We start from the raw sequence: 25,596 nt of genomic DNA on the forward strand, positions 1-25,596 counted from the left end.
GACCACCGGGTTCGCCGGCCGAGCTAGGGCCTTCGCCGGTCGAGCCTGTCGAGACCGCGTTCGTCGCGATCGACCTGGGCGCGACGAGCGGCCGGGTGATGCTCGGGGTGGTGCGGGGCGGGTCCCGGCAGGCTCGACCGGCGGAGGACGACGACGGCACGCGGGTCGAGCTCGTCGAGTGCGGCCGGTTCCCGAACGGTCCCCGGACGGACGAGCACGGTGCCCTGCGGTGGGACGTGGACGCGCTGTGGCGCGGGATCCTCGACGGGCTGCGGGTGGCGGGCGACCTCGCGCGGGAGCGCGGCATCGAGGTCCGGGGGATCGGCGTGGACGCGTGGGCCGTGGACCACGCGTTCCTCGACGACGCCGGTGACCTGGTGGCGGACCCGTTCTGCTACCGCGACGCCCGCACGGACCACGTGGCCGACGACGTGTACCGGCGCGTGCCGTTCGCCGACCACTACGCGATCAACGGGCTGCAGCACCTGCAGTTCACCACCGAGTTCCAGCTGGTCGCGGGGGTCTCGACCGGCGTCGGCGGCGAGGAGTGGGCGCGGGCCCGGCACCTGCTGCTGGTGCCCGACCTGATCGCGTACCGGCTCACGGGCCGCCGGGTCGCCGAGGTGACCAACGCGTCCACCACGGGGCTGCTCGACGCCCGCTCGCGCACCTGGTCGGGCGAGCTCCTGGACCGGCTCGGGGCGGAGTACCCCGGCCTCGCGGGGTTGCGGGACCGGCTGCCGGAGCTCGTCGAGCCGGGCACCGTCGTCGGACCGCTCCGTGCCGAGGTGCGCGCGGCGACCGGGCTCGGCGAGGTGCCGGTGCTCGCCGTCGCCTCGCACGACACGGCGTCCGCCGTGGCGGCGACGCCGCTCGGGGCCGGGGGCGCGTACGTCTCGTCGGGCACGTGGTCGCTGGTCGGGCTGGAGCTGCCCGCGCCCGTGCTCACCAAGGCGAGCCGCGCGGCGAACTTCACCAACGAGCTCGGCCTCGACAGGACCGTGCGCTACCTGCGCAACGTCATGGGCCTGTGGGTGCTGGACGAGTGCGTCCGGGCCTGGGCGCGGGACGACGGCGCGCCCGTGGACCTGGCCGGCCTGCTGGCGGCGGCCGCCGCCGAGCCGGGCGGCCGCTGCCTCGTCGACGTGGACGGCGACGAGTTCCTGGCCCCGGGCGACATGCCGCGCCGGGTGTCGGACGCCGTCGCGCGCCTCGGCGTCGACCTCCCCACGGACGGACCCGCCGCGCGGCCCGCCCTGGTCCGGGTGGTCCTGGACAGCCTCGCGGCCGCGTCGGCGCGGGCGGTCTCGAACGCGTCGGCGCTGGCCGGCGTGGCGGTGGACACCGTGCACGTGGTGGGCGGCGGCTCGCGGAACGAGCTGCTCTGCCGGCTCACCGCCGAGGCGACCGGACTGCCCGTGGTCGCGGGGCCGGTCGAGGCCACGGCGCTCGGCAACGTGCTGGTGCAGGCGCGCGCCGTCGGGGTGCTGTCGGGCGACCTGTCGGCGCTGCGCGACGTCGTGCGCGCGAGCGGCACGCTGCGGCGGTACGACCCCTGACGTGTCAGACGGACAGATCACCGGGGTGACCTGTCCGTCCGACACGTCAGGGGCGGGTGGCGCTCGACGCGCGGACGATCAGCCGGGGGCTGAGCTCGATCCGGTGCACGGGGCGGTCGGCGTCCGCGAGCCGGCGCGTCAGCAGCTCCACCGCTCGCGCGCCGATCGCGGCCTTGGGCGGGCTCACCGCGGTGAGCGGCGGGTCGGCCAGGGCGGCCACCTCGTCGTCGTAGGCGACCACCGCGAGGTCCGCTGGCACCCGCACGCCGCGCTCCCGCGCCAGCTCGACCAGCGAGATCGCCTCCCGGTCGGAGTGCACCAGCACCGCCGTCACGCCCGTCTCCGCGCACCGGTCCAGCACGGACGCGGCGTCGGCGGCCCACGTGGCGTCGCCCAGCGGAGCCGTCTCCAGATCAAGCACCACGTCGAACTCCAGGTCCTGCGCCGCGGCGAGGAACCCGCGGCGGACGGCGGCCGAGTGCGGGCTGGTCCGCGAGGTCACCAGACCGACCTGCCGGTGTCCGCGCTCCGCGAGGTGGCGCGCCGCCGTGCCCGAGCCGAGCGCGTGGTCGGTCGCCACCGACTCCAGGGGCTCGCGGTACGGGCCGCCCACCAGGCGCCGCTCCATCAGCACCACCGGCAGGTCCAGGCCGGCGAGCCAGTCGCCCAGCTCGGTGGCGTCGGGACCGGAGGCGGGCGGCGCGACGAGCAGGCCGTCGACGCCGGGGCCGCCGTCGTCCCCGACGAGCGCCGCGAGCTGGTGGCGGATCTGGTCCACGTCGTAGGACCCACCGCGCAGGATCAGGCGTGCCGAGCCGTCCGCGGCGCCGCGCGCGCCGCGGATCACCTCGGGCCAGTAGTAGTCGAGCGACGGCACGACCACGCCGATCGTCGGCTGCCCGGCGTCGGCGGCGTCCTCGACGTCCTGCCGCCCGGCCGTGCGGGCCGGGATCCGGGCGCCGCCGTGCACCTTCTCCAGCGCGCCGTCCATGACCAGCACGGCGAGATCGCGTCGCACCGTCACGGGCGTCACGCCGAGCACGCGCGACAGGTCGCTCACGCGTGCCGAACCCGTCTCCCGCACCCGCGCGATCAGGCGCGCCCGACGCTCGCTCGGGAGCGGCGCTTCCTGCGTCATGCAACCTCCTGCGATCCCGACCCGGTGGGTCTCATGGTGACCCGGAACGTGCCCGACGGCGCCTCTGCGCGCGCCGTGAGTCGCAACCGGGTCAGGTGTTCACCCCATACGGCGGACAGCTCGGGGTCGTCCAGCGCGCGCACGTCGAGCTCGGCGTCGACGTCCGCGACGTCCCAGGTGAGGGCGAGCGTACGGCCGTCCGGCGCGTCCGGGGTACCGTCCGGCGCGTCCGGGGTACCGTCCGGCGCGTCCGGGGTACCGCCCGGCGCGAACCGGACGACCGCCCGGCCGGGCGTGAGCGTCACGTCGCCCGCGAGCAGCCAGTGCCACGCCGTCGGACCGGCCGCCAGGGCCGCTGCGGTCCGTGCCGCGTCGGTGAACCGCCAGGAGTCCTCGACGGTCACGGCCTCGGCCGCCGGGTCCAGCGTCACGTCACGCCGCCACTGCTGGAGCCCGGGCACGGGATAGGCCCCGGCGAGCTCGACCCGCGCCCGCCAGCCGGTGCCCGGCCGGACGTCGAGCCCGGCGTCGCGCCCGCCGTCGAGCTCGGCGTCGAACGTAGGGTCAGTCGCACTCTCAGCGCTCACAACGCGATCAACCCTACGTTCGCCGTCGCCGGCCGCGCGGTCGCCGGCAGCGCCGTCGGCCGCGTCGTCCGACACCTCGAAGGCGTCCGCCGCGAACTCCGGGCCCGGGGCCTGCTCCACGCCGCGCACCCGCGGGACGTTGTGCCAGTCGCCCCGGACCACCCACAGGTCGTACCGGTCCGGCCCGAAGGTGCCCGCGCGGTAGGTGGGCTTGCCCGCGTCCACGACGACCGGCACGCCGTCGAGCGCCACGATCACCGAGCCGACGTCCACGTGGTTGTGGTTCTCGTCGTTGTGCCCGCCCTTGACCGACACCGCGACGCCGCGCGCCGAGCCGGGTGCCGAGCGCGCCACCGCGATGCCCGTCGCGGGGAACACGGACCGCCCTACCAGCGGCGGCGCGGCGGCGGGGGCGTCCGCCCAGGAGCCGGTCAGCAGGCCCACGGCACGCGGCAGGGAGGCGCGCTCGTCGAACAGTCCGCCGGGCCGCCCGCGGTAGGACGCCGCGTGCCGCGCGGCCGCGTCGTCGCCCACCCGCTGCGCCCAGGCGTGCACGACGTTCCAGGGCCAGGTCGCGAGGGGCCGCGCGGCGCCGTCGGCGACGTTGACGTACCAGTCGCCGCCCAGGTGCATCGCGTGCGGGAACGCCACGGTCGCGCGGATCCGGTCCAGTGCCTCGGGGGTCGGCTCGATCCCCGCGGACGCGAGCAGGTCCTGCGCCTCCAGGGCCCGCGCGGCGCCCTGCCACCAGTAGTGGTAGCCCTCGTCGACGCCGCCGTCGATGGGCAGTGACGCCCAGTACGCGGCGATCCCCTCGGCGACGAGCGCCGAGGTGGCCCGGCGCCGGTCCGGGTCCTCCTCCAGCGCGAGGTTGGCGGCGAGCACGTTGCCCTGGATCCAGGGGCTCCAGTTCATGATCGGGTGGTCGACGCCGAGCCACCACCAGTCGCGCCGCTCCGTGAACGGCCGCAGCACGCGGGTCTGCGCCTCCTGGCGGACGCGCCAGCGCACGCCGGGCGCGCGCTCGTCGAGGGCCGGGCCGAGCAGGTGGTCGATCCAGGCGAGCTGGCCGGCCACCTCGCCCGCGCCGAGGTCCAGGTACGGCTCGGTGACGGTGGGCGTGATCCGGCCGAACCGGTCGAACGTGTCGTCGTGCGCGGCCCAGCACCACGAGGACTGCTCGCACAGCAGCAGCACGCCGTCGACCACCTCGTCGACCCGCTCGTCGCTCGGGTCGACGAGCGCCGCGAGCGTAGCGCGGGTCAGCCGCGCCTGCCGGGCCGCGACCTGCGCCTCGTAGACCGTGCGGACGCCGTCGCGGAAGAACCGGGCGTACTGCGAGGCCAGGGGCTGCGGCCAGGGGGTACCGCGCTCGGCGTCGGCGTCGGCGAGCGTGGGGGCCAGGGCGTCCGCCACACGCGACCCGGCCCAGAGGCTCCGGGCCGTGACGTCGGGCGCAGGCAGCGACGGTGCTGTCATGTGCGTATCTCCAATGATCGAAAATGATCGTAGTGGAACTCTTTCCCGAACGCCAGGGGCTTGCCAACGGCCAGGCAGGTGGGCTTCAATGGGCCATCGTTCGATCGTAGGTGATCGGAATTGTTCGTCTGAACGGTCAGGCGGACGCGGACTCGATGGAGAGGAGCGCGGTGGTGCGGCGACCTGAGGCCCTGCTCGTCATGGACGATCGGGCACTGCGTATGCAGTTCGGCCCGGACGAGGACTCCCGGCTGCACGCGATCGCGAGGCTCGGTGAGCCCGCCCGTGTGACCGCGTACGACACCCCGGAGGCGAAGGCCCGCCTGGCCGACGTCGAGGTGCTCCTCACCTCCTGGGGCGCCCCCCGGATCACCGCCGACGTGCTCGACCTCGCCCCGAACCTGCGCGCCGTGCTGCACTGCGCGGGCTCGGTCCGGTCGCTCGTGTCCGACGCCGTCTGGGACCGCGGGCTGCTCGTGACCAACGCGGTGGCTGAGAACGCGCTGCCGGTCGCGGAGTTCACGGTGGCGGCGATCCTGATGGCCGGCAAGAAGGCGCCGTTCCTCGCGAACATCGCGCGCAAGCGCCGCGACGACTGGTCGTACCTGAGCGAGCACGGCGAGCTGTCCAACCGCGGCCGGGTCGTCGGCATCGTCGGCTTCTCCCGGACCGGCCGCCAGGTGGTGGCGCGGCTGACCGTGCCGGGCTCCGGCCCCGAGACCCGCGAGATCCTCGTGGCGGACCCGATCGCGGACCCGGCCGCCGTGGCCGCCGCCGGCGCGCGGCTGGTGCCGCTCGACGAGCTGCTGGCGGCCTCCGACATCGTCTCGCTGCACGCCCCCGACCTGCCGTCGACGCGCCACCTGATCGGCGCGCGCGAGCTCGCCCTGCTGCCCGACGGCGCCACGCTGATCAACACCGCCCGCGGCGCCGTCGTCGACACCGCCGCGCTGGAGCGCGCCTGCGAGACCGGACGCATCTACGCGATGCTCGACGTCACCGAGCCCGAGCCGCTGCCGGCGTCGTCGGTGCTGTACGACCTGCCGAACGTCATGATCACGCCGCACATCGCGGGGTCGCTCGGCACGGAGGCGCGCCGCATGACCGCGGCCGCGCTCGACGAGCTGGAGCGGTACGCGCGGGGCGAGGAGTCCCGCAGCGCCGTGACGCGCGAGGACATGGAGTTCGTCGCATGACCGACCACATCTCGACCGTCCCGGCCGGCGCGGGTGCGTCCGGCCCCGAGGCCCGCGCCTGGCTCGCGGCCTACGCCGACCGGCTGCTGGCCGCCGTCGAGCCGTACGCCTCGCCGAGCGGCTCGCTCATCACGCTGCCCGGCACGCCGGGCGGGTACGGCACCGCCGTCGACGGGCTGGAGGGCTTCGCCCGCACGTTCCTGCTCGCGGGCTTCCGGCTCGCGGGGGAGGACGGCGCGGACCCGACCGGTCTCGCCGAGCGCTACGCGGCCGGCCTGGCGGCGGGCACCGACCCCGCGCACCCCGAGCGCTGGACCCGGCCCGACGAGCACGGCCAGGCCAAGGTGGAGGCGGCGTCGCTCGCCCTGATCCTGGACCTCACGCGGCCCTGGATCTGGGACCGCATGACGCCGTCCGCGCAGGAGCACGTGGTCGACTACCTCGGGACCGTCGTGGGCGACGAGGGCTACCCGGACAACAACTGGGTCTGGTTCCGGATCGTCGTGGAGACCTTCCTGCGCTCGGTCGGCGGCCCGTTCTCCGCGGACGACGTGACCCGCGACCTCGCCGCGCACGACCGGTTCCGGCGTCCCGGCGGCTGGTTCGCCGACGGCCCGGAGCGCAGCTTCGACCACTACGCCGGCTGGGCGCTGCACCTGTACCCCGCGCTGTGGGCGCGGATGTCCGGGGCCGCGGAGGTCGCGGCGGCGGCGGGCGACGACCTGGCCGTGCGCTCGGCGTCCGACCGCGAGCACCTGGCCCGCTACCTGGAGGACGCCCTGGCGCTCGTGGGCGCCGACGGCTCCCCGCTGCTCCAGGGCCGCAGCCTCACCTACCGCTTCGCGGCCGCCGCGCCGTTCTGGGCCGGCGCCGTGTCGGGCGTGGGCCGGCCGGGACAGCTCCGCGAGGCGGCGACGCGCATCGTGCGGCACTTCGCCGACCACGACGTGCCGGGCGCCGACGGCCTGCTGACCCTCGGCTGGCACCACCCGTGGCGCCCTCTCGCGCAGCGGTACAGCGGCACCGGCTCGCCGTACTGGGCGAGCAAGGGCCTGCTGGGCCTGGCGCTGCCCGCCACGCACGAGGTGTGGACGGCGGCCCCCGAGCCGCTGCCGGTCGACGTCGGCGACGTGCTCACGGTGGCGGCTGCGCCCGGCTGGGCGATCAGCGCCACGCGGGACGACGGCATCGTGCGTGTGATCAACCACGGCACCGACCATGCCCTGCCCGGGGCCGACGGCGGCGACTCGCCCCTGTACGCGCGCCTCGGCTACTCGACCGCGACGTCCCCGCTGCTGGACGCGGACGGCTGGAGCTCCCCGCTGGACCAGTCGGTCGTCCTCGTGGACGCGGCGGGGGAGGCCACGCACCGTGCCGGCTTCGAACCGGTCCCGGTCGGGACGGCGGGACCGGCCGTGGCCCTGGCCTCGGTGGCCTCCGCGCACTGGGTCGAGGCCGACCCGGCCGCACCCGACCACGGGTCCGGGCGGCCGGGGGTCGCCACCGCCGCCGGGCGGATCACCACCGTCTCGATCGTGCGCGGCGCCTGGGAGGTCCGGCTGGTCAAGGCCGCGGACGACGTCGACGCCCGGGCGACGGCGCTCCGGATCGGCGGCTGGGCCGCCGGGCCCGGCCTCGACTCGACGCTCGTACCGCTGCTGGGCGACACCGCGCCGGTCGGCGGGACGGCCACGGCCGAGGACGCGACGCCGCTCGCGGGCCCGACGACCACCCCCTGGCTGCGGTACGCCCCGGTGCCGGAGGGCTGGACCGGCGTCGCCGTCCACCTCGGGCGGGCCTCCGCCGACGACCAGGCCGCACCGGCGGCCCCGGCCGCCGCACCGCAGCTCGACCTCACCGCCGGACAGGCCGTCGTGACCTGGCCGGACGGGGAACGGACCACGGCAACCCTGCCCTGACCACACGCACCCGGTGGTACGTCACCGGGGCGTCGCAGTACGACTCACTCGAAGGAGAGTAGGAATGAACCGCAAGATCATGAGTGCGCTCGGCATCGCCGCCGCCGCCTCGCTGGCCCTGACGGGGTGCGGCGGACAGGACGAGCCCGCGGCCGCCGAGGGCCCGGTCACCATCAGCCTGGCCGGCTGGGACTTCGCGTCCACGCCGGAGTTCCAGACGCTCGCGGACGCCTATCACGAGGCGAACCCGGACGTCACCGTGGAGCTCAAGGAGTACCCGGCCGGCGACGACTACGACACCGCGCTGACGGCCGACCTGTCCGCCGGTGCCGCGCCCGACGTCTTCATCGTGAAGAACCTGAAGAACTACATCACGTTCCAGGAGGGCGGCACGCTCCTCGACATCTCCGACGTGGCGGGCGAGCTCGACCCGGCGACGGGCGGCCTGGAGCCGATGGCCGTCGACGGCAAGACCTACGCGGTGCCCTACCGCCAGGACTCGTGGCTGCTGTACTACAACAAGGCGCTCTTCGAGAAGGCCGGCGTGGACCTGCCCGACGGCTCCTGGACCTGGGACGACTACGCCGAGGCCGCCGAGCAGCTGACCAAGGGCATCGGCGAGAAGGAGGTCACGGGCACCTACCTGCACAGCTGGCAGTCCACCGTGCAGGGCTTCGCGCTCGCGCAGACCGAGGGCGCCGCGCTCGACGGCGGCGACTTCTCGTACCTGGCCCCGTACTACGAGCGGCAGCTCGCGCTGCAGGACAACGGCTCGCAGCCGTCGTTCGCCACGGTCACCACGAACGAGCTGGCCTACCAGTCGCAGTTCGGCACCCAGAAGGCAGCGATGCTCCCGATGGGCTCCTGGTACATCGGCACGCTGGTCGCCGAGCAGGCGTCGGGTGCCGCGGACACGTTCGAGTGGGGCATCGCGCCGATCCCGCAGCTCGACGAGTCCACGACCGGCACGGAGAACACCCCGGCCACGTTCGGTGACCCGACGACGATGGGCATCAGCTCCAACATCGACGAGTCCAAGATCGAGACCGCCAAGGACTTCCTGCGGTTCGCCGCCGGCCCCGACGGTGCCGCCGCGCTCGCGGAGATCGGCATCACGCCGGCCCTGATCGACGACACCGTGGCCGACGCGATCTTCGCGCTCGACGGCGTGCCGCAGGACGACCTGTCCCGCTTCGCCTACACCACGCACGACACGCTGCCGGAGAACCCGGTGGGCCAGAAGACCGCGGCCATCCAGACCATCCTCGGCGAGATGCACTCGGCGATCATGTCGGAGTCCACCCCGGTGGACGAGGCGATCACCGAGGCCGAGGAGCGCGTCGCCAACGAGGTCGGCTGATGGCGACACCCGTCGCCGAGGACCGGCGGACGCCCGGGCTCACGCAGCCCGGGCGCCCGCCCCTCCGGGCACCCCGCACGTCGCTCAAGGTCCGCAACGCGCTGATCGGCTGGACGTTCATCCTGCCGAACTTCGCCGGGTTCGCCGTGCTCACCCTCGTCCCCGTGGTCACGCTGTTCTACATCTCCCTGACGAGCTGGAACATCTTCGGCGCGGCGCAGTGGGTGGGCCTCGACAACTTCACGCGCCTGGTGGGGGACAAGAGCTTCCACACCGCGCTGGGCAACACCTTCTACTACGCCGCGCTGCACATCCCGATCACCATCGTCGTGTCGCTGAGCCTGGCGCTGCTGCTGAACCAGAAGCTGCGCGGCGCCGCCTTCTTCCGCACGGTGGCCTTCTTCCCGTACATCACGTCGATCGTCGCGGTGGCCGTGGTGTGGAACATGCTGTTCAGCCCCGAGTACGGGCCGATCAACCAGTTCCTGAGCCTGTTCGTCGACGGCGAGATGCCCGGCTGGACCGTCTCCAAGGACTGGGCGATGCCCGCGGTGATCATCGTCGGCACCTGGAAGGACATGGGCTACTACATGCTCCTGTTCCTGGCCGGCCTGCAGACCGTCCCCGGTGAGCTGCACGAGGCGGCGCGGATCGACGGCGCCAATGCCTGGCAGCGGTTCTGGAACGTCACGCTGCCGTGCCTGCGCCCCACGATGTTCTTCGTGACGGTCATGGTCACGATCCAGAGCTTCAAGGTCTTCGACCTGATCCTCGTCATGACCGACGGCGGTCCGGGCCAGGCCACGCTGGTGCTCAGCCAGTACATCTACCAGAAGGGCTTCCAGCAGTTCGAGTTCGGCTACGCCTCGGCCGTCGCCGTCGTCCTGTTCTTCATCTGCATCCTCGTGACCGTGGTGCAGTTCCTGTACAACAAGCGGAAGGAGGCGTGATGGCCGCCCGTCCGTCCGCCCTCCGGAGGTCCGGCCGGGTGCTGCTCTACGTGGTGATGATCCTCGCCGCGGCGGGCATCATGCTCCCGTTCGCCTGGATGGTGATCTCGTCCCTGAAGCAGAACAACCAGGTGTTCACGGCGCCGGTGGAGTGGATCCCCGACCCCGTGCAGTGGCGCAACTACCTCGACATCTGGGTCAAGGCCGACATGGTCACGTGGGTGCGCAACACCCTCGTCCTGTCGGTCGCCGTGACGCTGCTCCAGGTGCTGACCGGCAGCTTCGCCGCCTACGGCTTCGCCAAGATGCGCTTCCCCGGCCGCGACGCGCTGTTCCTGCTGTACATCGGGACCATCGCCGTGCCGTGGCAGTCGTACATGATCCCGCAGTTCCAGATGCTCTCGAGCTGGGGCCTGAACAACACCCTGTGGGCGATCATGCTGCTGCAGGCGTTCGGCGCCTTCGGCGTGTTCCTCATGAAGCAGTACTACGAGTCGATCCCCGACTCGCTGTCGGAGGCGGCGCGCATCGACGGGCTCTCCGAGTACGGGATCTGGTGGCGCATCATCATGCCGCTGTCGGTCCCGGCCCTGGCGTCGCTGACGATCATCACGTTCGTCTCGACGTGGAACGACTACCTCGGGCCGCTCATCTACCTGCGCGACCGCGAGCTGTGGACCATCCAGATCGGTCTCCAGTCGTTCATCGGCGAGTACAACGCCGAGCACGCGCTGATCATGACGGGCTCGGTGCTGTCGGTCCTGCCGATCGCGCTGATCTTCCTGCTCGGCCAGCGGTACTTCGTGCAGGGCATCGCGACGACGGGCGTGAAGGGGTGAGTGCCGTGGGTGCTGCCGGGGTGGGTTCGGCCGGCGCGGCCGCCGGCGCAGGCGCCCCGCGCCGTCGGCGGACCCTGCTCGGGCCCGAGACCTACGAGCTGGTGTTCGGCACCGTCTACACGGGCCTGATGACCAACCTGCTCCTGGCCGTCGCGTGCCTGCCCCTGGTGGTCCTGGTCGTGGCGACCGACCTCGCCACGACCTGGCCGCTCGCTGCCCTCGCGGCGCCGCTGCTCGGCCCGGCCCTGGTTGCGGCCTTCGCGGTGTTCGGCGCCTTCAGCGCCGACGGGTCGACGGCGGTGGTCCGTACCTTCGCCGGCGCCTGGCGCCGCCACCTGCGCCGCGGCCTGGCGATCGGGGCGCTCGCGACGGGCGCCGTGGTGGTGGCCGCGGTCGACGTCGCCTTCTTCTGGGGCCGGACGGCGGGAGCGGCCGCCATCCCCGTGCTGGTCACGCTGGCCGTCGTGGCGGTGCTGACCGGGCTCCTCGCGCTGGCCGCCGTGCCCGAGATGCCGGGCGCGCGCCTGCGGAACGTCCTGCTCGCGGCCCTCGTGCTCGGGGTGCGGCGCTGGTACCTGTCGGCCGGGGCCCTGGTCGTGCTCGGCCTGCTGGTGGGCGTCGTCGCGACCCGCCCGGCCGTGGGCCTGGGCTTCGCGGCCGCCCCGCTCCTGTTCGCGGCGTGGGGCGTCTGCCGCTTCATTCTCCGCGCGGCCGCCCGCCCGTAGCCGCCCGCCGGGCCTGCTGCCCTTGCCCCAGCCCGGGGCGATCGACCACAGCAGTTGCTGCCAGCCGAACCCTCGGACTGGCAGCGACTGCTGTGCTCAACGCCTCGGCCTGCGTGTCGTGAACCGATTGCTGTCGCCGTGCGGATACCAGGGTGACAGTGGTTCCGACGGGCAGGGAGGCACGATGCAGACGAACGAGCTCGTGACGTCGAGCGGGGCGGGGCCATGACGGCGGCCGCCGAGCTGGTGGGCGCCGACGTCGACCCCGAGGCAGGTCGCTCCGACGCCCAGATCATCGCGTCGTCCCTGCACGAGCCGGAGGACTTCGCGGCCGTCTACGGGCGGCACGCCCGGACGGTCCACCGGTACGCGTACCGCCGCATGGGGCCTGAGCACGCCGAGGACGTGGTGGCGGAGACGTTCGTGGCGGCGTTCCGCCGTCGTGCCACCTACGACCTCACCCGGCCCGACGCCCGGGCCTGGTTGCTCGGGATCGCGACCCGGGAGATCGCCCGGTTCCGTCGGGCGGAGGCGACCCGGTACCGCGCCCTGGCGCGCCTGGGGACGGCCCGCCCCGAGGACAACCTCGCGGACCGGGCCACGACGGACGTCGCTGCCCGAGCAGCCGGGAGTGCGCTCGGCTCGGCACTTGCCGGCCTCCGCCCCGACGACCGGGACGTGCTGCTGCTCTGGGCCTGGGGCGACCTCAGCTACGAGGAGATCGCGGCGACCCTCGAGATCAAGAAGGGCACGGTGCGGTCCCGGCTGCACCGGGCACGCAGGCTGGTCCGCGCGGCGCTTCCGGGTGGGCTCTGGGACGAGGAGGAGGACGGACGATGACGACGAGCACCAAGTGGACCGGGCAGGAGCTCGGTGGGACCGACCTGGATGCACTGCAGATGACGGGGGCGCTGCTGGACCCGTCGGAGGCCGACCTGGACGCCGCGTTTCGGTCGGGCCAGGCGCGGCTGACCGAGGAGCTGGGGTCGTCCGCCGCCGCGACGGACGGGCGGCACGGGCACTCGGCGGGGAGCGGCCTGCTCCGCACCGTGCGGGGTCGGCGCGGGTCGGCCGACGGGCGCAGGCCGGGTGGCCGACGACGGACCGGCGGAACGCGCAGGCCAGTGGTGCGGACAGCTGTCGGACTGGGCCTCGCGGCCACGGTTGCGGGCGGCCTGCTCTTCGCCCCCACGGCCACCCTCTCGATGCCGTGGGACAACGACGACGACGGCGCGGCCGTGGTGCCGCCCGCCTCGGCCTCGGCGGCAGAGATCCTGCAGGCTGCCGCCACACGGACCGTTGCCGCCGCCGACGACTCGTGGGACCACGTTCGGCCGGACCAGTTCGTGTACGAGCACTCGACGGGGACCACCCGTTACGAGATCGTGGGCGAGAAGCCCAAGACCAGCCTGGAGGACGAGGAGAGCTGGATCTGGAGCTCGGTGGACGGAACCCGGGACAGCCTGTCCGCGGGGAAGTTCGCCGAGGACCCGTACGAGGAGTACCCGATCTACACCTGTGCGGGGGGCGGGATGGAGCGGGCACTTGCGGCCGGCGGCGACTGCAACTCGACGCCTGGGCTCAACCTGGACGCACCCACCGACGCCGACGCGATGTACGACCACCTGCGAGACCTGCCGCAGATGGAGGACGAAGACGGACCGGCGGCGTCGATGTTCGTCAACGCCGGCGAACTGCTGTACTACCTGACGCCGAGGTCGCAGGCGGCGGTCTTCGAGGCCCTCAGCCGGGTGGACGAGCTGGTCGTGACGCCCGGGGTCACTGACGCGATCGGGCGGCCCGGCATCGCCGTCGGCATGGAGCTGAGGTATTACCGGCAGGACCTGATCTTCGATCCGGAGACCAAGGACCTGCTCGGTGTCGCGAATGTCTACCCCGACGGCATGGCGGACGCGCACGCGATCGTCGAGCGGACCATCGTGGACGAGGTGGGCCAGAAGCCCTGACGCCGGGCCCCTGAGCCCGGGCGGTCTCCTCACTTCTCTTCGAGGCCCGGGTTTCTTCGCTTTGAGACGGCTCAAAGCGAAGAAACCCGGGCCTCGAAGGGAACCTGCGTCCCTACAGGTGCGGGGCCACGTACTTCTCGTAGCGGTCCAGCACGGTCGCGGCGGTCTCCGCCGCGGGGCGGGCCCAGATCTCCTCGTTGAAGATCTCGGTCTCGATGTCGCCCACGTAGCCGGCGTCGCGCACCCAGCCCGTGATCGTGGCGAAGTCGACGTACCCGTCGCCCACGTGCCCCCGCGAGTTCAGCGGCTCGGCGGCCAGCGGCAGCGCCCAGTCGCACACCTGGTAGGACGCGATGCGGTCCTCCCGACCGGCCCGCGCGATCGACGTGCGCAGTGCCGGGTCCCACCACACGTGGTACGTGTCCACGACCACGCCCACCTCCGACGCCGCGAACGGCGCCGCCAGGTCGAGCGCCTGCGCGAGCGTGGAGATCACGGCCCGGTCGGCGGCGAAGATCGGGTGGAGGGGCTCCAGCACGATCCGCACGCCGTGCTCGGCGGAGAACGGCACCAGGTCGGCGATCCGGTCGGCCACCCGGCCGCGCGTCGCCACCAGGTCGCGGTCCACGTCCGACGTCGGGGCGCCGCCCGGCGTCGAGCCCACCAGCCCGCCGACCACGAAGACGAGCTCCGCGGTGCCGATCGTCGCGGCCTCCTCGATCGCCCGCTTGTTGTCGTCGAGGGCGGCGCGGATGCCGGCGTCGTCCGCCGCGGTGAGGAAGCCACCACGGCACAGGGACGACGCGCGGAGCCCGGCGTCGGCGATGATGCGCGCCGCCTGCGGCGCGCCCACGGCCTGGACGACGTCGCGCCACGGCCCGACGGCGCCGAAGCCCGCGGTCGCCGCGGCCTCGCACGCCTCGGCCAGGCTTGCGTGCTTGACCGTGGCGGTGTTCAGGGAGGCCCTGCTCATGCGGTCACCCCGTTCGTCGTCAGGAACGCCCGCAGGCGCGCGGCGGCCAGCGCCGGGTCGAGCAGCATGCCGCAGCCGTCGGCCAGGCGGGCCAGCTCGACCAGATGCGCGAGCGACCGGCCCGAGTGCAGGCCGCCCACCAGGGAGAACCCGGGCTGGAAGCCGTTCAGCCAGGACAGGAACGCGATCCCCGTCTTGTAGTAGTACGTGGGCGCGGCGAAGATGTGCCGCCCCAGCGCCTCGGTCGAGGCCAGGATCTTGTGCCCGCGGGCGGCGTCCCCGGCGTCGAACGCCTGCAGCGCCGTGGACGCCGCCGGGTAGATCGCCGCGAAGATGCCGAGCAGGGCGTCCGAGTGCCCCTGCTCGTCGCCCGCGATGAGCTCGGGGTAGTTGAAGTCGTCGCCGGTGTACAGCCGGGGCCGCACCCCGTCGTCCGACGCCGGGAGGGCGGCCAGCGCGCGCCGCAGCCCCACCTCGTGCGCGGCGTCGAGCAGCGACACCTTGACCCCGTCGATCCGTGGCTGGTGGGCGCGGATCAGGTCGAGGAACGTCTTCGTGGCGTCGTCCACCGAGTCGGAGCCCCAGTAGCCGGCCAGTGCCGGGTCGAACATCGTGCCCAGCCAGTGCAGCACCACGGGCCGGTCGGCCTCGGCCAGCACGGCGTCGTAGACGCGGGCGTAGTCCTCGGGTCCGCGGGCGACCTGGGCCAGGGCGCGGGAGGCCATGACGATGACCTGCGCCCCGGCGTCCTGCACCACGCCCACCTGCTCGCGGTAGGCCTCGGTGACGACGGCCAGTCCGGCGTCGCCCGGTTCGAGCGCCGCGACGGCCGCCGGGTCGAGCTGGTCCGTGCCCGCGCCGCACGCGACGCGCGCGCCCACGGAGGCGGCCTCGGCGGCCGAGCGCCGGATGAGCTCCTGGGTCGCCGCCCAGTCCAGGCCCATGCCGCGCTGGGCGGTGTCCATCGCGTCGGCCACGCCGAGCCCGTGCTCCCAGATGCGGTGCCGGTAGGCGAGCGTCGCGTCCCAGTCGACGACGGCGGGCGCGCCCGGCACGTTCTCGGCCCCGACCTGCGGCACCACGTGGGCGGCCGCGAAGGCGATGCGCGACGTGATCGGGGCGTCCGGGGTGGTCCAGGGGCCCGGGGCGTTCAGCTCGACGGCCTCGGAGCCGCTGACGCGGCCGTCGGCGTCGAACAGCGGGAGGACGACGGCGACCCCGCTCCCAGACCCGCTCTCAGTCCCGCTCACAGGGTGATCTCCGGGATGTCGATGCGGCGGCCCTCGGCCGACGACTTGAGGCCCAGCTCGGCGAGCTGCACGCCGCGCGCGGCCGACAGCAGGTCGTAGCGGTGCGGGCGCCCGGCCACGACGTCGCGCAGGAACTCCTCCCACTGCAGCTTGAAGCCGTTGTCGAGGTCGGCGTTCGCGGGGACGTCGAGCCACTGGTCGCGGAACGGCTCGGTGACCGGCAGGTCCGGGTTCCACACGGGCTTGGGGGTGTGCGCGCGGTGCTGGGCGCGGCACTCGCGCAGGCCGGCGACGGCGGAGCCGTGCGTGCCGTCCACCTGGAACTCGACCAGCTCGTCGCGGAACACGCGCACGGCCCAGGACGAGTTGATCTGCGCCACGACGTCGTCCCCGCCCGGGGTGGTGACGTCGAAGATGCCGTACGCCGCGTCGTCGGCGGTCGCCGTGTATTCGCGGCCCTGCTCGTCCCAGCGGGTCGGGATGTGCGTGGCGGTCTTCGCGGTCACGGTCTTGACCTGCCCGAGGATGCCCTCCAGCACGTAGTTCCAGTGGCAGAACATGTCGGTGGTGATGCCGCCGCCGTCCTCGGTGCGGTAGTTCCACGACGGGCGCTGGGCGGGCTGGGAGTCGCCCTCGAACACCCAGTAGCCGAACTCGCCGCGCAGCGACAGGATACGGCCGAAGAAGCCCTCGTCCACCAGGCGGCGCAGCTTGACCAGGCCCGGCAGGTACAGCTTGTCGTGCACCACGCCGACGGTCACGCCCGTGGTGGCCTGCAGCCGCGCGAGCTCGATCGCGTCGGCGAGGGTCTCCGCGGTCGGCTTCTCGGTGAAGACGTGCTTGCCCTGCTGCATCGCCTTGGACAGCGTCGCGGGGCGCAGGTTGGTCATGGCGGCGTCGAACACGATGTCGGCGTCCTTGATGGCGGCGTCGACGTCGGTGGACCAGTGCTCGACGTCGTGCAGGGCCGCGAGCTCCTTGAGCTTGTCCGCGTTGCGGCCCACCAGCACGGGCTCGACCTGGACGCGCGAACCGTCGGCGAGCGTGACGCCGCCCTGGTCGCGGATCGGCAGGATCGAGCGCACGAGGTGCTGGCGGTAACCCATGCGGCCGGTGACGCCGTTCATGGCGATGCGAAGTGTGGTCACGGGCGAGACTCCATCGTCGTGGGAATGCGCTTTCCAGGCGAGAATAGCGCACGTTTCCGGGGGAGTACATGGGCCGTCCGTGGTGGGGCGCCGGGCTGCCTCGCGGGTCGGGCCCGTCGGTGTGCTGGTGCGCGATGTCGGCAGCTGGCATCGAGGTCGGCACAGGCCTGTGCCGACCTCGACGCCGACTGCCGAACCCACGCTCGGCGGCCAGGAGGGTGCCGAACTCGCGCCCGTGCGTTGTCGGCGGAGTGCCGAACTCAGGCCTTGGACGCCGAGGGCTCGCCGGCGCGGCGCGGCGTCGAGTCGCGCAGCACCACCTCGCCGCGCACCGCGGTGCGCGTCTGCTCCCCACGGCCGAGCGCCAGCTCGGTCGCCAGCTCGCCGACCTCGGCCAGCGGGATCCGCACCGTCGTCAGCCCGGGGGACACGTCGCGCAGGGTATGGATGTCGTCGAACCCGGCCACGGCGACGTCGTCGGGCACGCTCAGGCCCGCGTCACGGACGGCGGCCATCGCGCCCACCGCCATGACGTCGTTGACGGCGAAGACGAGCTCGGGCAGCCCACCGGCGCCGCCGGAGGACGCCGCTCCAGGCGACGTCGCCCCGGACGTCGCTGCCCCGGACGTCGCTGCGCCGGACGTCGCTGCCCCGGACGTCGCTGCCCCGGACGTCGCTGCCCCGGACGTCGCTGTCCCGGACGTCGCTGTCCCGGACGTCGCTGCCCCGGACGGGTCGGGCGGCGCTGCCACTCCGCCGACGGTTCCGCCGGCGCTCCTGCCGGTGCGCTCGATCAGGTCGTGCATCGCGGAGTACCCGCCGTCGCGGGTGAACGGGCAGGCCAGCACGTCGTGGGGCGCGACGGGGTTGCCCAGCTCGGCCAGCGCACCGGTGAAGCCACTCGTCCGGTCCGCCGCCGTGCGGTGGCCCGCGGGGCCGGCCAGCACGGCGAACCGGCGGTAGCCGTGGTCGTGCAGGGCGCGGGCGAGGTCGGCCGCGCCGTCGGCGTTCGCGATCTCGACCACGGGCAGGCCGCCGATCGGCTGGCCGACCAGCGCCACCCCGCCCCCGGCCTCCTGGAACGCGTTCAGGGCGGCCTCCAGCGCACCCGGGGCGGGGCGGGTGCCGCCCGCCGCAGCGCCGTCGTCCACCGCAGCGCCGTCGTCCGCCGTCGCACCGCCACCGCTCGGTGCCGCCGCGGCGCCCGCCGCCGCACCGCCGTCCGCCGTCGGCCCTTCCTCCGGCTCCAGCCGGCCGCCCGCGAGGATGATCGCGCGCGACCGCTGGCGCCGCGCGAGCTCGACGAAGGCGAGCTCGCGCTCGGAGCTGTGCTCCGTGGACGCGAGCGTCACGATGAGGCCGGCCTGCTCCGCCGCGCGCGCCACGCCGGCGGCGATCGTGGAGAAGTACGGGTCGGCGATGTCGTGCACCACGAGCCCGAGCGCCGTGGTACGGCCGCGGGCCATGGCCTGTGCGCTGGGGTCGGGCGAGTAGGCGAGGCGGCGTGCGGCCTCCAGGACGCGCTCGCGCAGGTCCTCGCGGACGCTGCGCGTGGCACTCCCGTTGATCGCGCGCGACGCCGTGGCGAGCGAGACGCCGGCCTCGCGGGCGACCTGGCTCAGGGTGACGGGGGCGTCGGACATGAGGTCATCCTGCCGTGTCCGGCCCGCTCATGGTCGCCGAGCGCCCGGCGCGGCCGCGGTGACGCCGCGCGGTGGGACCCGGGTGATCGGTAGAACGTCAGGTGATCGGCACCCCGAGCTGCCGATCACCTGACGTTCTACCGACCACCCGACGCCCGGCCACCCGGCACTACCGATCACCCGGGCTGCGGACCCTCAGACGCGCGCCATGCGTAAGCCGGCGTCGCGGTGAGTGCGCTCGATGATGCTCGAGTACCCGGCGATCATCCGGACGTGGCTGAACCGGGGCCGGACGGCGGTGCGCGCCGACTCCAGCTCCTCGCGGCGGGCCGCCGCCTCGATCCAGGTCGCGGCGATCTCGTCGGGTTCGAACGACGTCACGAACCCGATCCGCTCGACGATCGACGGCGCGTCGCCCACCGGCGTCGTGACCGGCACGGCACCGCACATCGAGCCCTCGATGAGGCACAGCGGCGCGGCCTCGCCGAACGTCGAGGTGAGCGCGACGACGTCGGCCGTCGCGTAGACCAGCTCCATGTCGTGCCGCACGCCCAGCAGGTCCAGGCGCGCCAGCAGGTCGGGGCGGTCACCGAAGATCCGCTCCAGGTCGGCCTGGAGGTCGGGGTTGGCCGCGCTCATGCCGGCGCCGCACATCAGCACCCGGCCCTTGGGCTCGAGCGCGAGGAACAGCCGGGCCGACCGGAGGAACAGCTCGGGGTTCTTCATCTCGTCGTACCGCGCGGCGTAGACCACCACGGTCGCGTCGGCCGGGATCCCGGCCGCGCCCCGCAGGGCGAGCCGGCGCGCGCCCTGGACCGGGCGGAACCGGGCGAGGTTGATGCCGTTGGGCACCACGCGCAGCAGCTCGGCGGGCACGCCCGCCGCCCGGTACGCGTCGCGCGTGGACTCCGCACAGCAGACGACGGCGGCGAGCCGGCCGCGCTCCGCCGCGGTCAGCAGGTCGCCGAGGGCATCACCCTGGTGCTCCGGGTCGGACCGGTGCAGGCAGGCGATGACGGGGCGCTGCGGGAACGCGTCCTGGTTCACGAGCCGGAGCGGCTGCTCCTTGAGGGACAGGATGACGTGCGAGCCCTCGGCCTGGTGGGCCGCGGCCCGAAGCTCGGCCTCGCTGAACACCCGCGGGTCGTGGTTGGCGTCGGTGCTGCGGCCCAGGGAGCCGATCCGGACGCCCGCGGCGCGCAGCGCGCGGTAGCGGGGGTCGTCCTCCATCCGCTGGAGGGTGGCCTCGCGCCGGACCTCGTGGTGCAGGCTCAGCACGGAATGCTGCTGACGACCGCCCTGATGCAGACCGGCGACCACCGTCGAGTGCAGGACACGAGCCCCGCCGCTGAAGAAGCCCTCGTAGAGCGAGAGCACACGCAAGCCGTTGCGCTGGATCACAGACACCACCTCCTGCGCCCAGAGTGAGCCCTACGGATGTGCATTACATGGCAGTTCGGTTACACGAGGATTACGTATCCGAGGACTTCTGCACAAGGAGGTTGCGGATGTCCCGTTCGGCCTGGGCGGGTGATGTTTCGCGGCAGCCCAGCGCCACCCACCGCTCGATCATGGCCGGCTCGGACCGCAGCAGCGAGGTGCCGCGGCGCAGCAGGGTGCCGAGCGGCTTGCGTGCCTCCGCGACGTCGCGCAGGAACCGGAACCAGAAGGTGACCAGGCGGGGCCGCGACAGGCAGATCGCGTCCGCGAGCAGCCCCTCGGCACGGCACTCCTCGACGAGCTGCGCGGCGAAGATCCCCTCGGCGAGGATGAGCGGCGAGTCGCCGATGTCGAGGCGGCGCATGCCCGTGCGGCGCGACGTCGGGATGTCGTAGACCGGGACCTCCGCGCGGCCCTCCGTGGCCAGCTCCTCCAGCGCGGCCAGGGCGCCCTTGCCGTCCCAGCTCGCCGGGCTGTCCCAGTCCACGCTGCCGTACCGCTGCGGCAGGCCAGGGTGGTCGATGTCGAGGTAGAAGTCGTCGAGCTGGACCACCGGCAGGCCGAGCCGCTGCGTGAGCGACGTCTTGCCCGAACCGGACGGACCGGTCAGCAGCACCACCCGTGCGCGGGGGCGCCGGGCACCCGGGGGCAGTTCGAACAGGGTGGGCTCGGTCACGGGGTCGGTCACGAGATCCGATTCTCCCGCACCGGACGCCGGAGCGCGGCGGGGTGCGGGGGCTCGGGGCGTGATGCTCCTCCCTTTTGAGGCCCGGCTTTCTTCGCTTTGGGCCGCCTGAAAGCGGAGAAAGCCGGGCCTCAAAGGGGAGGCGTCGCCCGGCCAGGACTGTTCGGGCCTGGACGACGGCGGCGCGCCCTGCCCCAGCCGGGTCAGCCCGGCGCGCCCTGCCCCAGCCGGGTCAGCCCGGCGCGCCCCGCCCCGGCGCGGTCAGCCCCGTTGGTAGCGGCCCGGCGTCGTCCGCAGCAGGCGGCGGAAGTGCCGCGTCAGGTGCGCCTGGTCGTGGAACCCCGTTGCGGCCGCGACGGACGCCGCCGGCTCGCCGGCCAGCAGCCGACGCCGGGCCAGGTCCAGGCGCCGCCCCACCAGGTACCGGTGCGGCGGCAGGCCGAGCTCCCGCGTGAACGCGCGCACCAGGTGCGGCACCGTGACGTCCAGCTCGGCGGCGACCTCGGCGAGCCGGACGGGCCGGGTCGGGTCGGCGTCGAGCAGGTCGCGGGCCCGGCGCGCCGTGGAGGCCGCCGTCGGTTCGCGCGGCGGCGTCGGCCGGCCGGTCAGGTGCCAGGCCAGGCCCTCGGTGACCAGGGCGAGCAGGCTCTCGGCCGCGACGTCCTCCCGCACGGTCAGCGCCCGGTCGAGGCCCGCGAACCGCGCGCGGAGGGTGTCGTCGGGGACCAGCGGGGCGTCGACCGCCCGGCCGACCAGCGCGTCGTCGAGCACGGTGGGCTCCAGGTAGACCACGCGCTTGCGGAAGCCGGTCGCGGTCACGGACCGGCCGTCGTGCACCACGCCCGGCGGCAGCACGGTCACCCCGGTGCGCCGCGCGGCGTGCTCGTGCCCGTCCAGGCCGTACCCGATCAGGCCACGGTCCACGATCAGCACGGTCCAGGTGTCGTGCGTGTGCGCCGGGTAGGCGTGCTCGTGCCACGCGGCGTGCAGCACCTCGGCGACGCCCGGGACGCCGGGCCGCCAGGCGCGCACTACGTCCGGGGCCGGGCCGGCGAGGGCCGAACCGGCAAGGGCCGAACCGGCGGGGCGATCGAGCGGGGACACATCAAGAACGTACAAGATCCGGGGCGCCCTCCGCCCGCACCCTGGGGAGCATGACCTTCGAACAGCCCAAGATCGTGATCGTGCTGCGGGACGACCTGCTCGCCTGGCAGGAGAACAACGTCACCGCCTTCCTGTCGAGCGCGGTGACCGCCGCCTACCCGGAGCTCGTCGGCGACACCTACCGCGATGCCGACGGCCAGGAGTACCTCGCGATGCTCGGCACCCCGGTCATGGTCATGGTGGCCGACGGCGGCCGGCTCGCGACCTTCCGGGAGCGCGCCGCAACGCGTGGGCTGCGCATCGGCGTCTACACGGCCGACCTGTTCGCCACGGGCAACGACGTCGACAACCGGGCCGCCGTCGCGGGCGTGGCCAGCGAGAAGCTCGACCTGGTCGGGATCGCGGTGGCCGGCGAGCGGCGCGTCGTGGACAAGGTGGTCAAGGGGGCGCGGCTGCACCCCTGAGCGGCCGGGACCCGCACACCACCCGCCCGCTGGCCGAGCCTGTCGAGACCTCAGGACACCAGCGCCACGTGCAGCGTGCGGGGCCCGTGCACGCCCTCGACGCGGTCGAGCTCGATGTCGCTCGTCGCGCTCGGCCCGCTGATCCAGGTCAGCGGCCGGCCGGGGTCGGCGTCGAGCAGCCGCACGGCCTCCGGCACGGTCTGCACCACCTGGTCGGTCCGCACCACGCAGACGTGCACGTCGGGCACCAGGGAGATCGCGCGCCGGCCCTGGTCGGGCCCGCCGTCCAGCACGATGGTGCCCGTCTCGGCCACCGCGACCCGCGCGGCCGTGACCACGGCGTCGATCCCGTCCAGCTCGGTCGCGGAGAGCGGCGCCTCCCGCGAGTCGGTCCGCACCTCGACCCTCGCCAGCCCGCCGAGCCAGGCGGGGTCGATCCCAGCCGGCACGACGACGCTTCTCCGCCCCCTGCCTCCTCCCGGCCCAGGGCCGGTCGGCAGAAGGTCAGATGGTCGGTCTTCCGAGCTGCCGACCACCTGACCTTCTGCCGACCGCCCGGGATCGGCCTCGGGCCCAGGCGCCAGCAGCAGCTCCGCCAGCAGCCCCGGCAGCTCCGCCGCCGCGACCCGGTGCACGTGGGCCTTGTAGTCCTCCAGGCGGTCGACCAGCAGGTCCAGCACCTCCGCCGACCCCGGCGCGTGCTCCCCGGCCGGCCGGTACACGCGCGGGATCTCCGCGGGCTCCGGCGTGGAGGCGCCCAGCGCCGTGCGGATGCGGGACAGGATCTCGGTCCTGGCGTCGCTCATCGGTCGTCCTCCCGCTCGGCCCACCAGTCGCGGAACGTCTGCCGCGGCGGCTCCATCAGGTCCCGCGACCGCGTCCAGAGCGAGCCGGGGAACGGCAGCCGCCGGATGACGCCGTGCCGCGAGATCGCCCGCAGTGCGCGCGGCACCCGGGCGGCCCGGCGGAAGCGCGCGCCGTCGGCCATCGCGAAGGACGCCGCCTTCATGGCCGCCTTCCACACGCGGTCCGCGGCGTCGGGCGCGGCGCTGGCGAGCTCGACCTCGCGTGCCCGGAGCTCCACCAGGATGGACGGGATGTCGATCTTGACGGGGCAGACCTGGTAGCACGCGCCGCACAGCGTGGAGGCGTACGGCAGGTCCGACTTCTCGCCGGTGAGCTGCGGGGTGAGGATCGCGCCGATCGGGCCGGGGTAGACCGAGCCGTAGGCGTGCCCGCCCACGCGTTCGTACACGGGGCAGACGTTGAGGCACGCGGAGCAGCGGATGCAGTGCAGGGCCGAGCGTCCGGCCTCGTCGGCGAGCACCTGGGTGCGGCCGTTGTCGAGCAGCACCAGGTGGAACTCCTGGGGGCCGTCGCCCGGCGTCACGCCGGTCCACATCGAGGTGTACGGGTTCATCCGCTCGCCCGTCGAGGAGCGCGGCAGGAGCTGGAGGAAGACCTCCAGGTCGCGGTACGTCGGCACGAGCTTCTCGATGCCCATCACGGTGATCAGGGTCTCGGGCAGCGTGAGGCACATGCGGCCGTTGCCCTCCGACTCCACCACGGCGAGCGTCCCGCTGTCCGCGACGGCGAAGTTGGCGCCGCTGATCGCGACCTTCGCCGACAGGAACTTGCGCCGCAGGTGCGCCCGGGCCGCCATCGCGAGCTCGCGCGGCACGTCCGTCAGGTCCGGCGGGGCGTCGGCCATGCGCTCCAGGAAGATGTCGCGGATCTCCGTGCGGTTGCGGTGGATCGCGGGCACCAGGATGTGCGACGGCATGTCGTCGGCGAGCTGCACGATCAGCTCCGCGAGGTCGGTCTCGACCGCCGCGATGCCCTCCTCGGCCAGCGCCTCGTTCAGCCCGATCTCCTGGGTGGCCATGGACTTGACCTTGACGACCTCGTCGGTCTCCTTGGCGCGCACCAGGTCGGCGACGATCCGGTTGGCCTCGGCGGCGTCCCGCGCCCAGTGCACGACGCCGCCGCGCGCGGTCACGTTGCGCTCGAGCTCCTCCAGGAGCTCGGGGAGCCGGGCCATGACGTCGGTCTTGATCGCGGAGCCGGCATCGCGCAGGGCCTCCCAGTCCGGCACCTCCCCGACCACGCGCCCCCGCTTGGACCGGATGGTGGAGGTCGCGTTGCCCAGGTTGCGGCGGAGCTGCTCGTTCTCCAGCGCGGCGCGCGCCGCGTCGGGAAAGGAGGCGCCCCAGTGCAGCGGGTCCTCCGGGCGTCCGACGCCGCCCAGGGTGCCGGGCGCAGCGTCGGGGCTCGGCCCGCGGCCGGCGCGTGTGGCCGGCATGCCGAGGAACGTGCTCATCGGGCCACCTCCTGGCGGTCGCCGGGGTGCACCGGCGCCTCGCGGGTCGAGGCGAGGATCTCGGCCAGGTGCATGGGCCGCACGCCCGTGCCGCCGCGCGAGAGGCCGCCGCCGATGTGCATCAGGCACGACCAGTCGCCCGCGGTGAGCACCTCGGCCCCCGTCCCCACGACGTCCGCCACCTTGTCGTCGAGCATCGCCGCCGACGTGTCCGCGTTCTTCAGCGAGAACGTCCCGCCGAACCCGCAGCAGCCCTCGGCCTGCTCCAGCGGCACGAGCTCCAGCCCCTCCACGGCGCGCAGGAGGCGCTCGGGCTTGTCGCCCACGCCGAGCATCCGCAGCGAGTGGCACGTGGGGTGGTAGGTGACGCGGTGCGGGAACCAGGCGCCGACGTCGGTCACGCCGAGCACGTCGACCAGCAGCTCCGAGAGCTCGTAGGTGCGGTCGGAGACGGCCGTCGCGGTACGTGCCTCGGAGCGCAGCCCCGCGCGCTCCAGGACCATCTTCTGCTGGTGCCGGATCGAGCCCGTGCACGAGCCGGACGGCACCACGACGGCGTCCCACTCGCCGTCCGCCACCGGGGCGAAGGTCCGCACGTGGTTGCGCACCACCGGCACGGCCTCGGCGAGGTAGCCGGTGTTCACGTGCATCTGCCCGCAGCACGCCTGCGCGGCCGGGAACACGACCTCGTGGCCCAGCCGCTCCAGGAGCGTGACAACGGCCTTCGGGGCCTGCGGGAACATCGCGTCGGCGATACAGGTGGCGGCCAGGGCGATACGCATGGGCACTCTCCTTCGAGGTCTGTCCACACCATAGCCCACTGTGGACAGACCACTGAAGTAGCATGGCG

22 protein-coding genes are annotated in these 25,596 nt (G+C 73.9%); 10 read left to right on the top strand and 12 right to left on the bottom strand.

The window, feature by feature from the left end; all coding sequences use genetic code 11:
- Positions 1 to 98 precede the first annotated feature (98 nt).
- On the top strand, positions 99 to 1,559 hold the full coding sequence (locus ACZ7LE_RS02990) for a rhamnulokinase (RefSeq protein ID WP_470403272.1): 1,461 nt from the start codon (positions 99 to 101) through the stop codon (positions 1,557 to 1,559).
- A gap of 46 nt (positions 1,560 to 1,605) precedes the next feature.
- Here ACZ7LE_RS02990 and ACZ7LE_RS02995 read toward each other — a convergent pair whose 3' ends face one another.
- Both ACZ7LE_RS02995 and ACZ7LE_RS03000 read right to left on the bottom strand, forming a co-directional pair.
- Positions 1,606 to 2,697 carry a substrate-binding domain-containing protein gene (locus ACZ7LE_RS02995; protein ID WP_470401895.1) on the bottom strand — a complete coding sequence of 364 codons (1,092 nt, stop codon included), beginning with the start codon at positions 2,695 to 2,697 and terminating at the stop codon, positions 1,606 to 1,608.
- Positions 2,694 to 4,763: a heparinase II/III domain-containing protein gene (locus tag ACZ7LE_RS03000; protein WP_470401896.1), complete on the bottom strand. Its 2,070-nt coding sequence runs from the start codon at positions 4,761 to 4,763 to the stop codon at positions 2,694 to 2,696. The genes ACZ7LE_RS02995 and ACZ7LE_RS03000 overlap by 4 nt, the downstream gene beginning before the upstream one ends.
- Positions 4,764 to 4,936: 173 nt before the next feature.
- On the opposite strand from ACZ7LE_RS03000, the gene ACZ7LE_RS03005 reads away from it, so the two are divergent.
- From ACZ7LE_RS03005 to ACZ7LE_RS03040, 8 genes are all read left to right on the top strand, one after another.
- Positions 4,937 to 5,959: a hydroxyacid dehydrogenase gene (locus ACZ7LE_RS03005; RefSeq protein WP_470401897.1), complete on the top strand. Its 1,023-nt coding sequence runs from the start codon at positions 4,937 to 4,939 to the stop codon at positions 5,957 to 5,959.
- The gene (locus tag ACZ7LE_RS03010; RefSeq protein WP_470401898.1) at positions 5,956 to 7,878 is read left to right on the top strand and encodes a DUF2264 domain-containing protein; all 1,923 of its coding nucleotides are present in this window, start codon (positions 5,956 to 5,958) and stop codon (positions 7,876 to 7,878) included. Before ACZ7LE_RS03005 ends, ACZ7LE_RS03010 begins: the two co-directional genes overlap by 4 nt.
- Positions 7,879 to 7,942: 64 nt before the next feature.
- On the top strand, positions 7,943 to 9,238 hold the full coding sequence (locus tag ACZ7LE_RS03015) for an ABC transporter substrate-binding protein (protein WP_470401899.1): 1,296 nt from the start codon (positions 7,943 to 7,945) through the stop codon (positions 9,236 to 9,238).
- Positions 9,238 to 10,188: a carbohydrate ABC transporter permease gene (locus ACZ7LE_RS03020; RefSeq protein ID WP_470401900.1), complete on the top strand. Its 951-nt coding sequence runs from the start codon at positions 9,238 to 9,240 to the stop codon at positions 10,186 to 10,188. The genes ACZ7LE_RS03015 and ACZ7LE_RS03020 overlap by 1 nt, the downstream gene beginning before the upstream one ends.
- Positions 10,188 to 11,027, top strand: coding sequence for a carbohydrate ABC transporter permease (locus tag ACZ7LE_RS03025; protein WP_377232070.1), 840 nt, complete (start codon positions 10,188 to 10,190; stop codon positions 11,025 to 11,027). The genes ACZ7LE_RS03020 and ACZ7LE_RS03025 overlap by 1 nt, the downstream gene beginning before the upstream one ends.
- 5 nt (positions 11,028 to 11,032) lie before the next feature.
- Positions 11,033 to 11,752, top strand: a complete 720-nt coding sequence (locus ACZ7LE_RS03030) for a ferredoxin-NADPH reductase (RefSeq protein ID WP_470401901.1) — start codon at positions 11,033 to 11,035, stop codon at positions 11,750 to 11,752.
- A gap of 225 nt (positions 11,753 to 11,977) precedes the next feature.
- On the top strand, positions 11,978 to 12,592 hold the full coding sequence (locus tag ACZ7LE_RS03035; RefSeq protein WP_470401902.1) for an RNA polymerase sigma factor: 615 nt from the start codon (positions 11,978 to 11,980) through the stop codon (positions 12,590 to 12,592).
- The gene (locus ACZ7LE_RS03040; protein ID WP_470401903.1) at positions 12,589 to 13,719 is read left to right on the top strand and encodes a CU044_5270 family protein; all 1,131 of its coding nucleotides are present in this window, start codon (positions 12,589 to 12,591) and stop codon (positions 13,717 to 13,719) included. The genes ACZ7LE_RS03035 and ACZ7LE_RS03040 overlap by 4 nt, the downstream gene beginning before the upstream one ends.
- 112 nt (positions 13,720 to 13,831) lie before the next feature.
- Here the strand turns inward: ACZ7LE_RS03040 and ACZ7LE_RS03045 are convergent, their stop codons facing one another.
- The 7 genes from ACZ7LE_RS03045 to ACZ7LE_RS03075 all read right to left on the bottom strand — a co-directional run bounded on the left by ACZ7LE_RS03045 (position 13,832) and on the right by ACZ7LE_RS03075 (position 21,962).
- A complete protein-coding gene (locus tag ACZ7LE_RS03045) occupies positions 13,832 to 14,692 on the bottom strand; it encodes a sugar phosphate isomerase/epimerase family protein (protein WP_470401904.1) in 861 nt (286 codons plus the stop codon).
- Positions 14,689 to 15,891, bottom strand: coding sequence for a dihydrodipicolinate synthase family protein (locus tag ACZ7LE_RS03050; protein WP_470403273.1), 1,203 nt, complete (start codon positions 15,889 to 15,891; stop codon positions 14,689 to 14,691). The genes ACZ7LE_RS03045 and ACZ7LE_RS03050 overlap by 4 nt, the downstream gene beginning before the upstream one ends.
- Before the next feature lie 47 nt (positions 15,892 to 15,938).
- On the bottom strand, positions 15,939 to 17,069 hold the full coding sequence (locus ACZ7LE_RS03055) for a Gfo/Idh/MocA family protein (RefSeq protein WP_470403274.1): 1,131 nt from the start codon (positions 17,067 to 17,069) through the stop codon (positions 15,939 to 15,941).
- A gap of 281 nt (positions 17,070 to 17,350) precedes the next feature.
- Positions 17,351 to 18,733, bottom strand: coding sequence for a LacI family DNA-binding transcriptional regulator (locus ACZ7LE_RS03060; RefSeq protein WP_470401905.1), 1,383 nt, complete (start codon positions 18,731 to 18,733; stop codon positions 17,351 to 17,353).
- Positions 18,734 to 18,928: 195 nt separating this feature from the next.
- Entirely contained in the window at positions 18,929 to 20,134 is a 1,206-nt protein-coding gene (locus ACZ7LE_RS03065; protein WP_470401906.1) for a glycosyltransferase, read from the bottom strand.
- A 70-nt stretch (positions 20,135 to 20,204) separates the two neighbouring features.
- The gene (locus ACZ7LE_RS03070; protein ID WP_470401907.1) at positions 20,205 to 20,861 is read right to left on the bottom strand and encodes a uridine kinase family protein; all 657 of its coding nucleotides are present in this window, start codon (positions 20,859 to 20,861) and stop codon (positions 20,205 to 20,207) included.
- A gap of 258 nt (positions 20,862 to 21,119) precedes the next feature.
- On the bottom strand, positions 21,120 to 21,962 hold the full coding sequence (locus ACZ7LE_RS03075) for an AraC family ligand binding domain-containing protein (protein ID WP_470401908.1): 843 nt from the start codon (positions 21,960 to 21,962) through the stop codon (positions 21,120 to 21,122).
- Between the two features lie 50 nt (positions 21,963 to 22,012).
- Here ACZ7LE_RS03075 and ACZ7LE_RS03080 point away from each other — a divergent pair, with 50 nt between their 5' ends.
- Positions 22,013 to 22,426: a DUF2000 family protein gene (locus ACZ7LE_RS03080; RefSeq protein WP_470401909.1), complete on the top strand. Its 414-nt coding sequence runs from the start codon at positions 22,013 to 22,015 to the stop codon at positions 22,424 to 22,426.
- Between the two features lie 50 nt (positions 22,427 to 22,476).
- Here the strand turns inward: ACZ7LE_RS03080 and ACZ7LE_RS03085 are convergent, their stop codons facing one another.
- Genes ACZ7LE_RS03085 through ACZ7LE_RS03095 form a run of 3 tightly spaced genes read right to left on the bottom strand, consistent with a single transcriptional unit; the run spans position 22,477 to position 25,528 of the window.
- On the bottom strand, positions 22,477 to 23,232 hold the full coding sequence (locus ACZ7LE_RS03085) for a LutC/YkgG family protein (protein ID WP_470401910.1): 756 nt from the start codon (positions 23,230 to 23,232) through the stop codon (positions 22,477 to 22,479).
- Entirely contained in the window at positions 23,229 to 24,746 is a 1,518-nt protein-coding gene (locus ACZ7LE_RS03090) for a LutB/LldF family L-lactate oxidation iron-sulfur protein (RefSeq protein WP_470401911.1), read from the bottom strand. Before ACZ7LE_RS03090 ends, ACZ7LE_RS03085 begins: the two co-directional genes overlap by 4 nt.
- Complete coding sequence (locus tag ACZ7LE_RS03095; protein ID WP_470401912.1) at positions 24,743 to 25,528, bottom strand: (Fe-S)-binding protein; 786 nt, start codon at positions 25,526 to 25,528, stop codon at positions 24,743 to 24,745. Before ACZ7LE_RS03095 ends, ACZ7LE_RS03090 begins: the two co-directional genes overlap by 4 nt.
- Positions 25,529 to 25,596 lie beyond the last annotated feature (68 nt).

Source organism: Promicromonospora sp. NPDC110617 (assembly GCF_055598465.1).

Coding starts and splice junctions, on each gene's coding strand:
- ACZ7LE_RS02990 (WP_470403272.1), top strand. CDS start 99: ATGCTCGGGGTGGTGCGGGGCGGGTCCCGGCAGGCTCGACCGGCGGAG.
- ACZ7LE_RS02995 (WP_470401895.1), bottom strand. CDS start 2,697: ATGACGCAGGAAGCGCCGCTCCCGAGCGAGCGTCGGGCGCGCCTGATC.
- ACZ7LE_RS03000 (WP_470401896.1), bottom strand. CDS start 4,763: ATGACAGCACCGTCGCTGCCTGCGCCCGACGTCACGGCCCGGAGCCTC.
- ACZ7LE_RS03010 (WP_470401898.1), top strand. CDS start 5,956: ATGACCGACCACATCTCGACCGTCCCGGCCGGCGCGGGTGCGTCCGGC.
- ACZ7LE_RS03015 (WP_470401899.1), top strand. CDS start 7,943: ATGAACCGCAAGATCATGAGTGCGCTCGGCATCGCCGCCGCCGCCTCG.
- ACZ7LE_RS03020 (WP_470401900.1), top strand. CDS start 9,238: ATGGCGACACCCGTCGCCGAGGACCGGCGGACGCCCGGGCTCACGCAG.
- ACZ7LE_RS03025 (WP_377232070.1), top strand. CDS start 10,188: ATGGCCGCCCGTCCGTCCGCCCTCCGGAGGTCCGGCCGGGTGCTGCTC.
- ACZ7LE_RS03035 (WP_470401902.1), top strand. CDS start 11,978: ATGACGGCGGCCGCCGAGCTGGTGGGCGCCGACGTCGACCCCGAGGCA.
- ACZ7LE_RS03040 (WP_470401903.1), top strand. CDS start 12,589: ATGACGACGAGCACCAAGTGGACCGGGCAGGAGCTCGGTGGGACCGAC.
- ACZ7LE_RS03045 (WP_470401904.1), bottom strand. CDS start 14,692: ATGAGCAGGGCCTCCCTGAACACCGCCACGGTCAAGCACGCAAGCCTG.
- ACZ7LE_RS03055 (WP_470403274.1), bottom strand. CDS start 17,069: ATGAACGGCGTCACCGGCCGCATGGGTTACCGCCAGCACCTCGTGCGC.
- ACZ7LE_RS03060 (WP_470401905.1), bottom strand. CDS start 18,733: ATGTCCGACGCCCCCGTCACCCTGAGCCAGGTCGCCCGCGAGGCCGGC.
- ACZ7LE_RS03080 (WP_470401909.1), top strand. CDS start 22,013: ATGACCTTCGAACAGCCCAAGATCGTGATCGTGCTGCGGGACGACCTG.
- ACZ7LE_RS03085 (WP_470401910.1), bottom strand. CDS start 23,232: ATGAGCGACGCCAGGACCGAGATCCTGTCCCGCATCCGCACGGCGCTG.
- ACZ7LE_RS03090 (WP_470401911.1), bottom strand. CDS start 24,746: ATGAGCACGTTCCTCGGCATGCCGGCCACACGCGCCGGCCGCGGGCCG.
- ACZ7LE_RS03095 (WP_470401912.1), bottom strand. CDS start 25,528: ATGCGTATCGCCCTGGCCGCCACCTGTATCGCCGACGCGATGTTCCCG.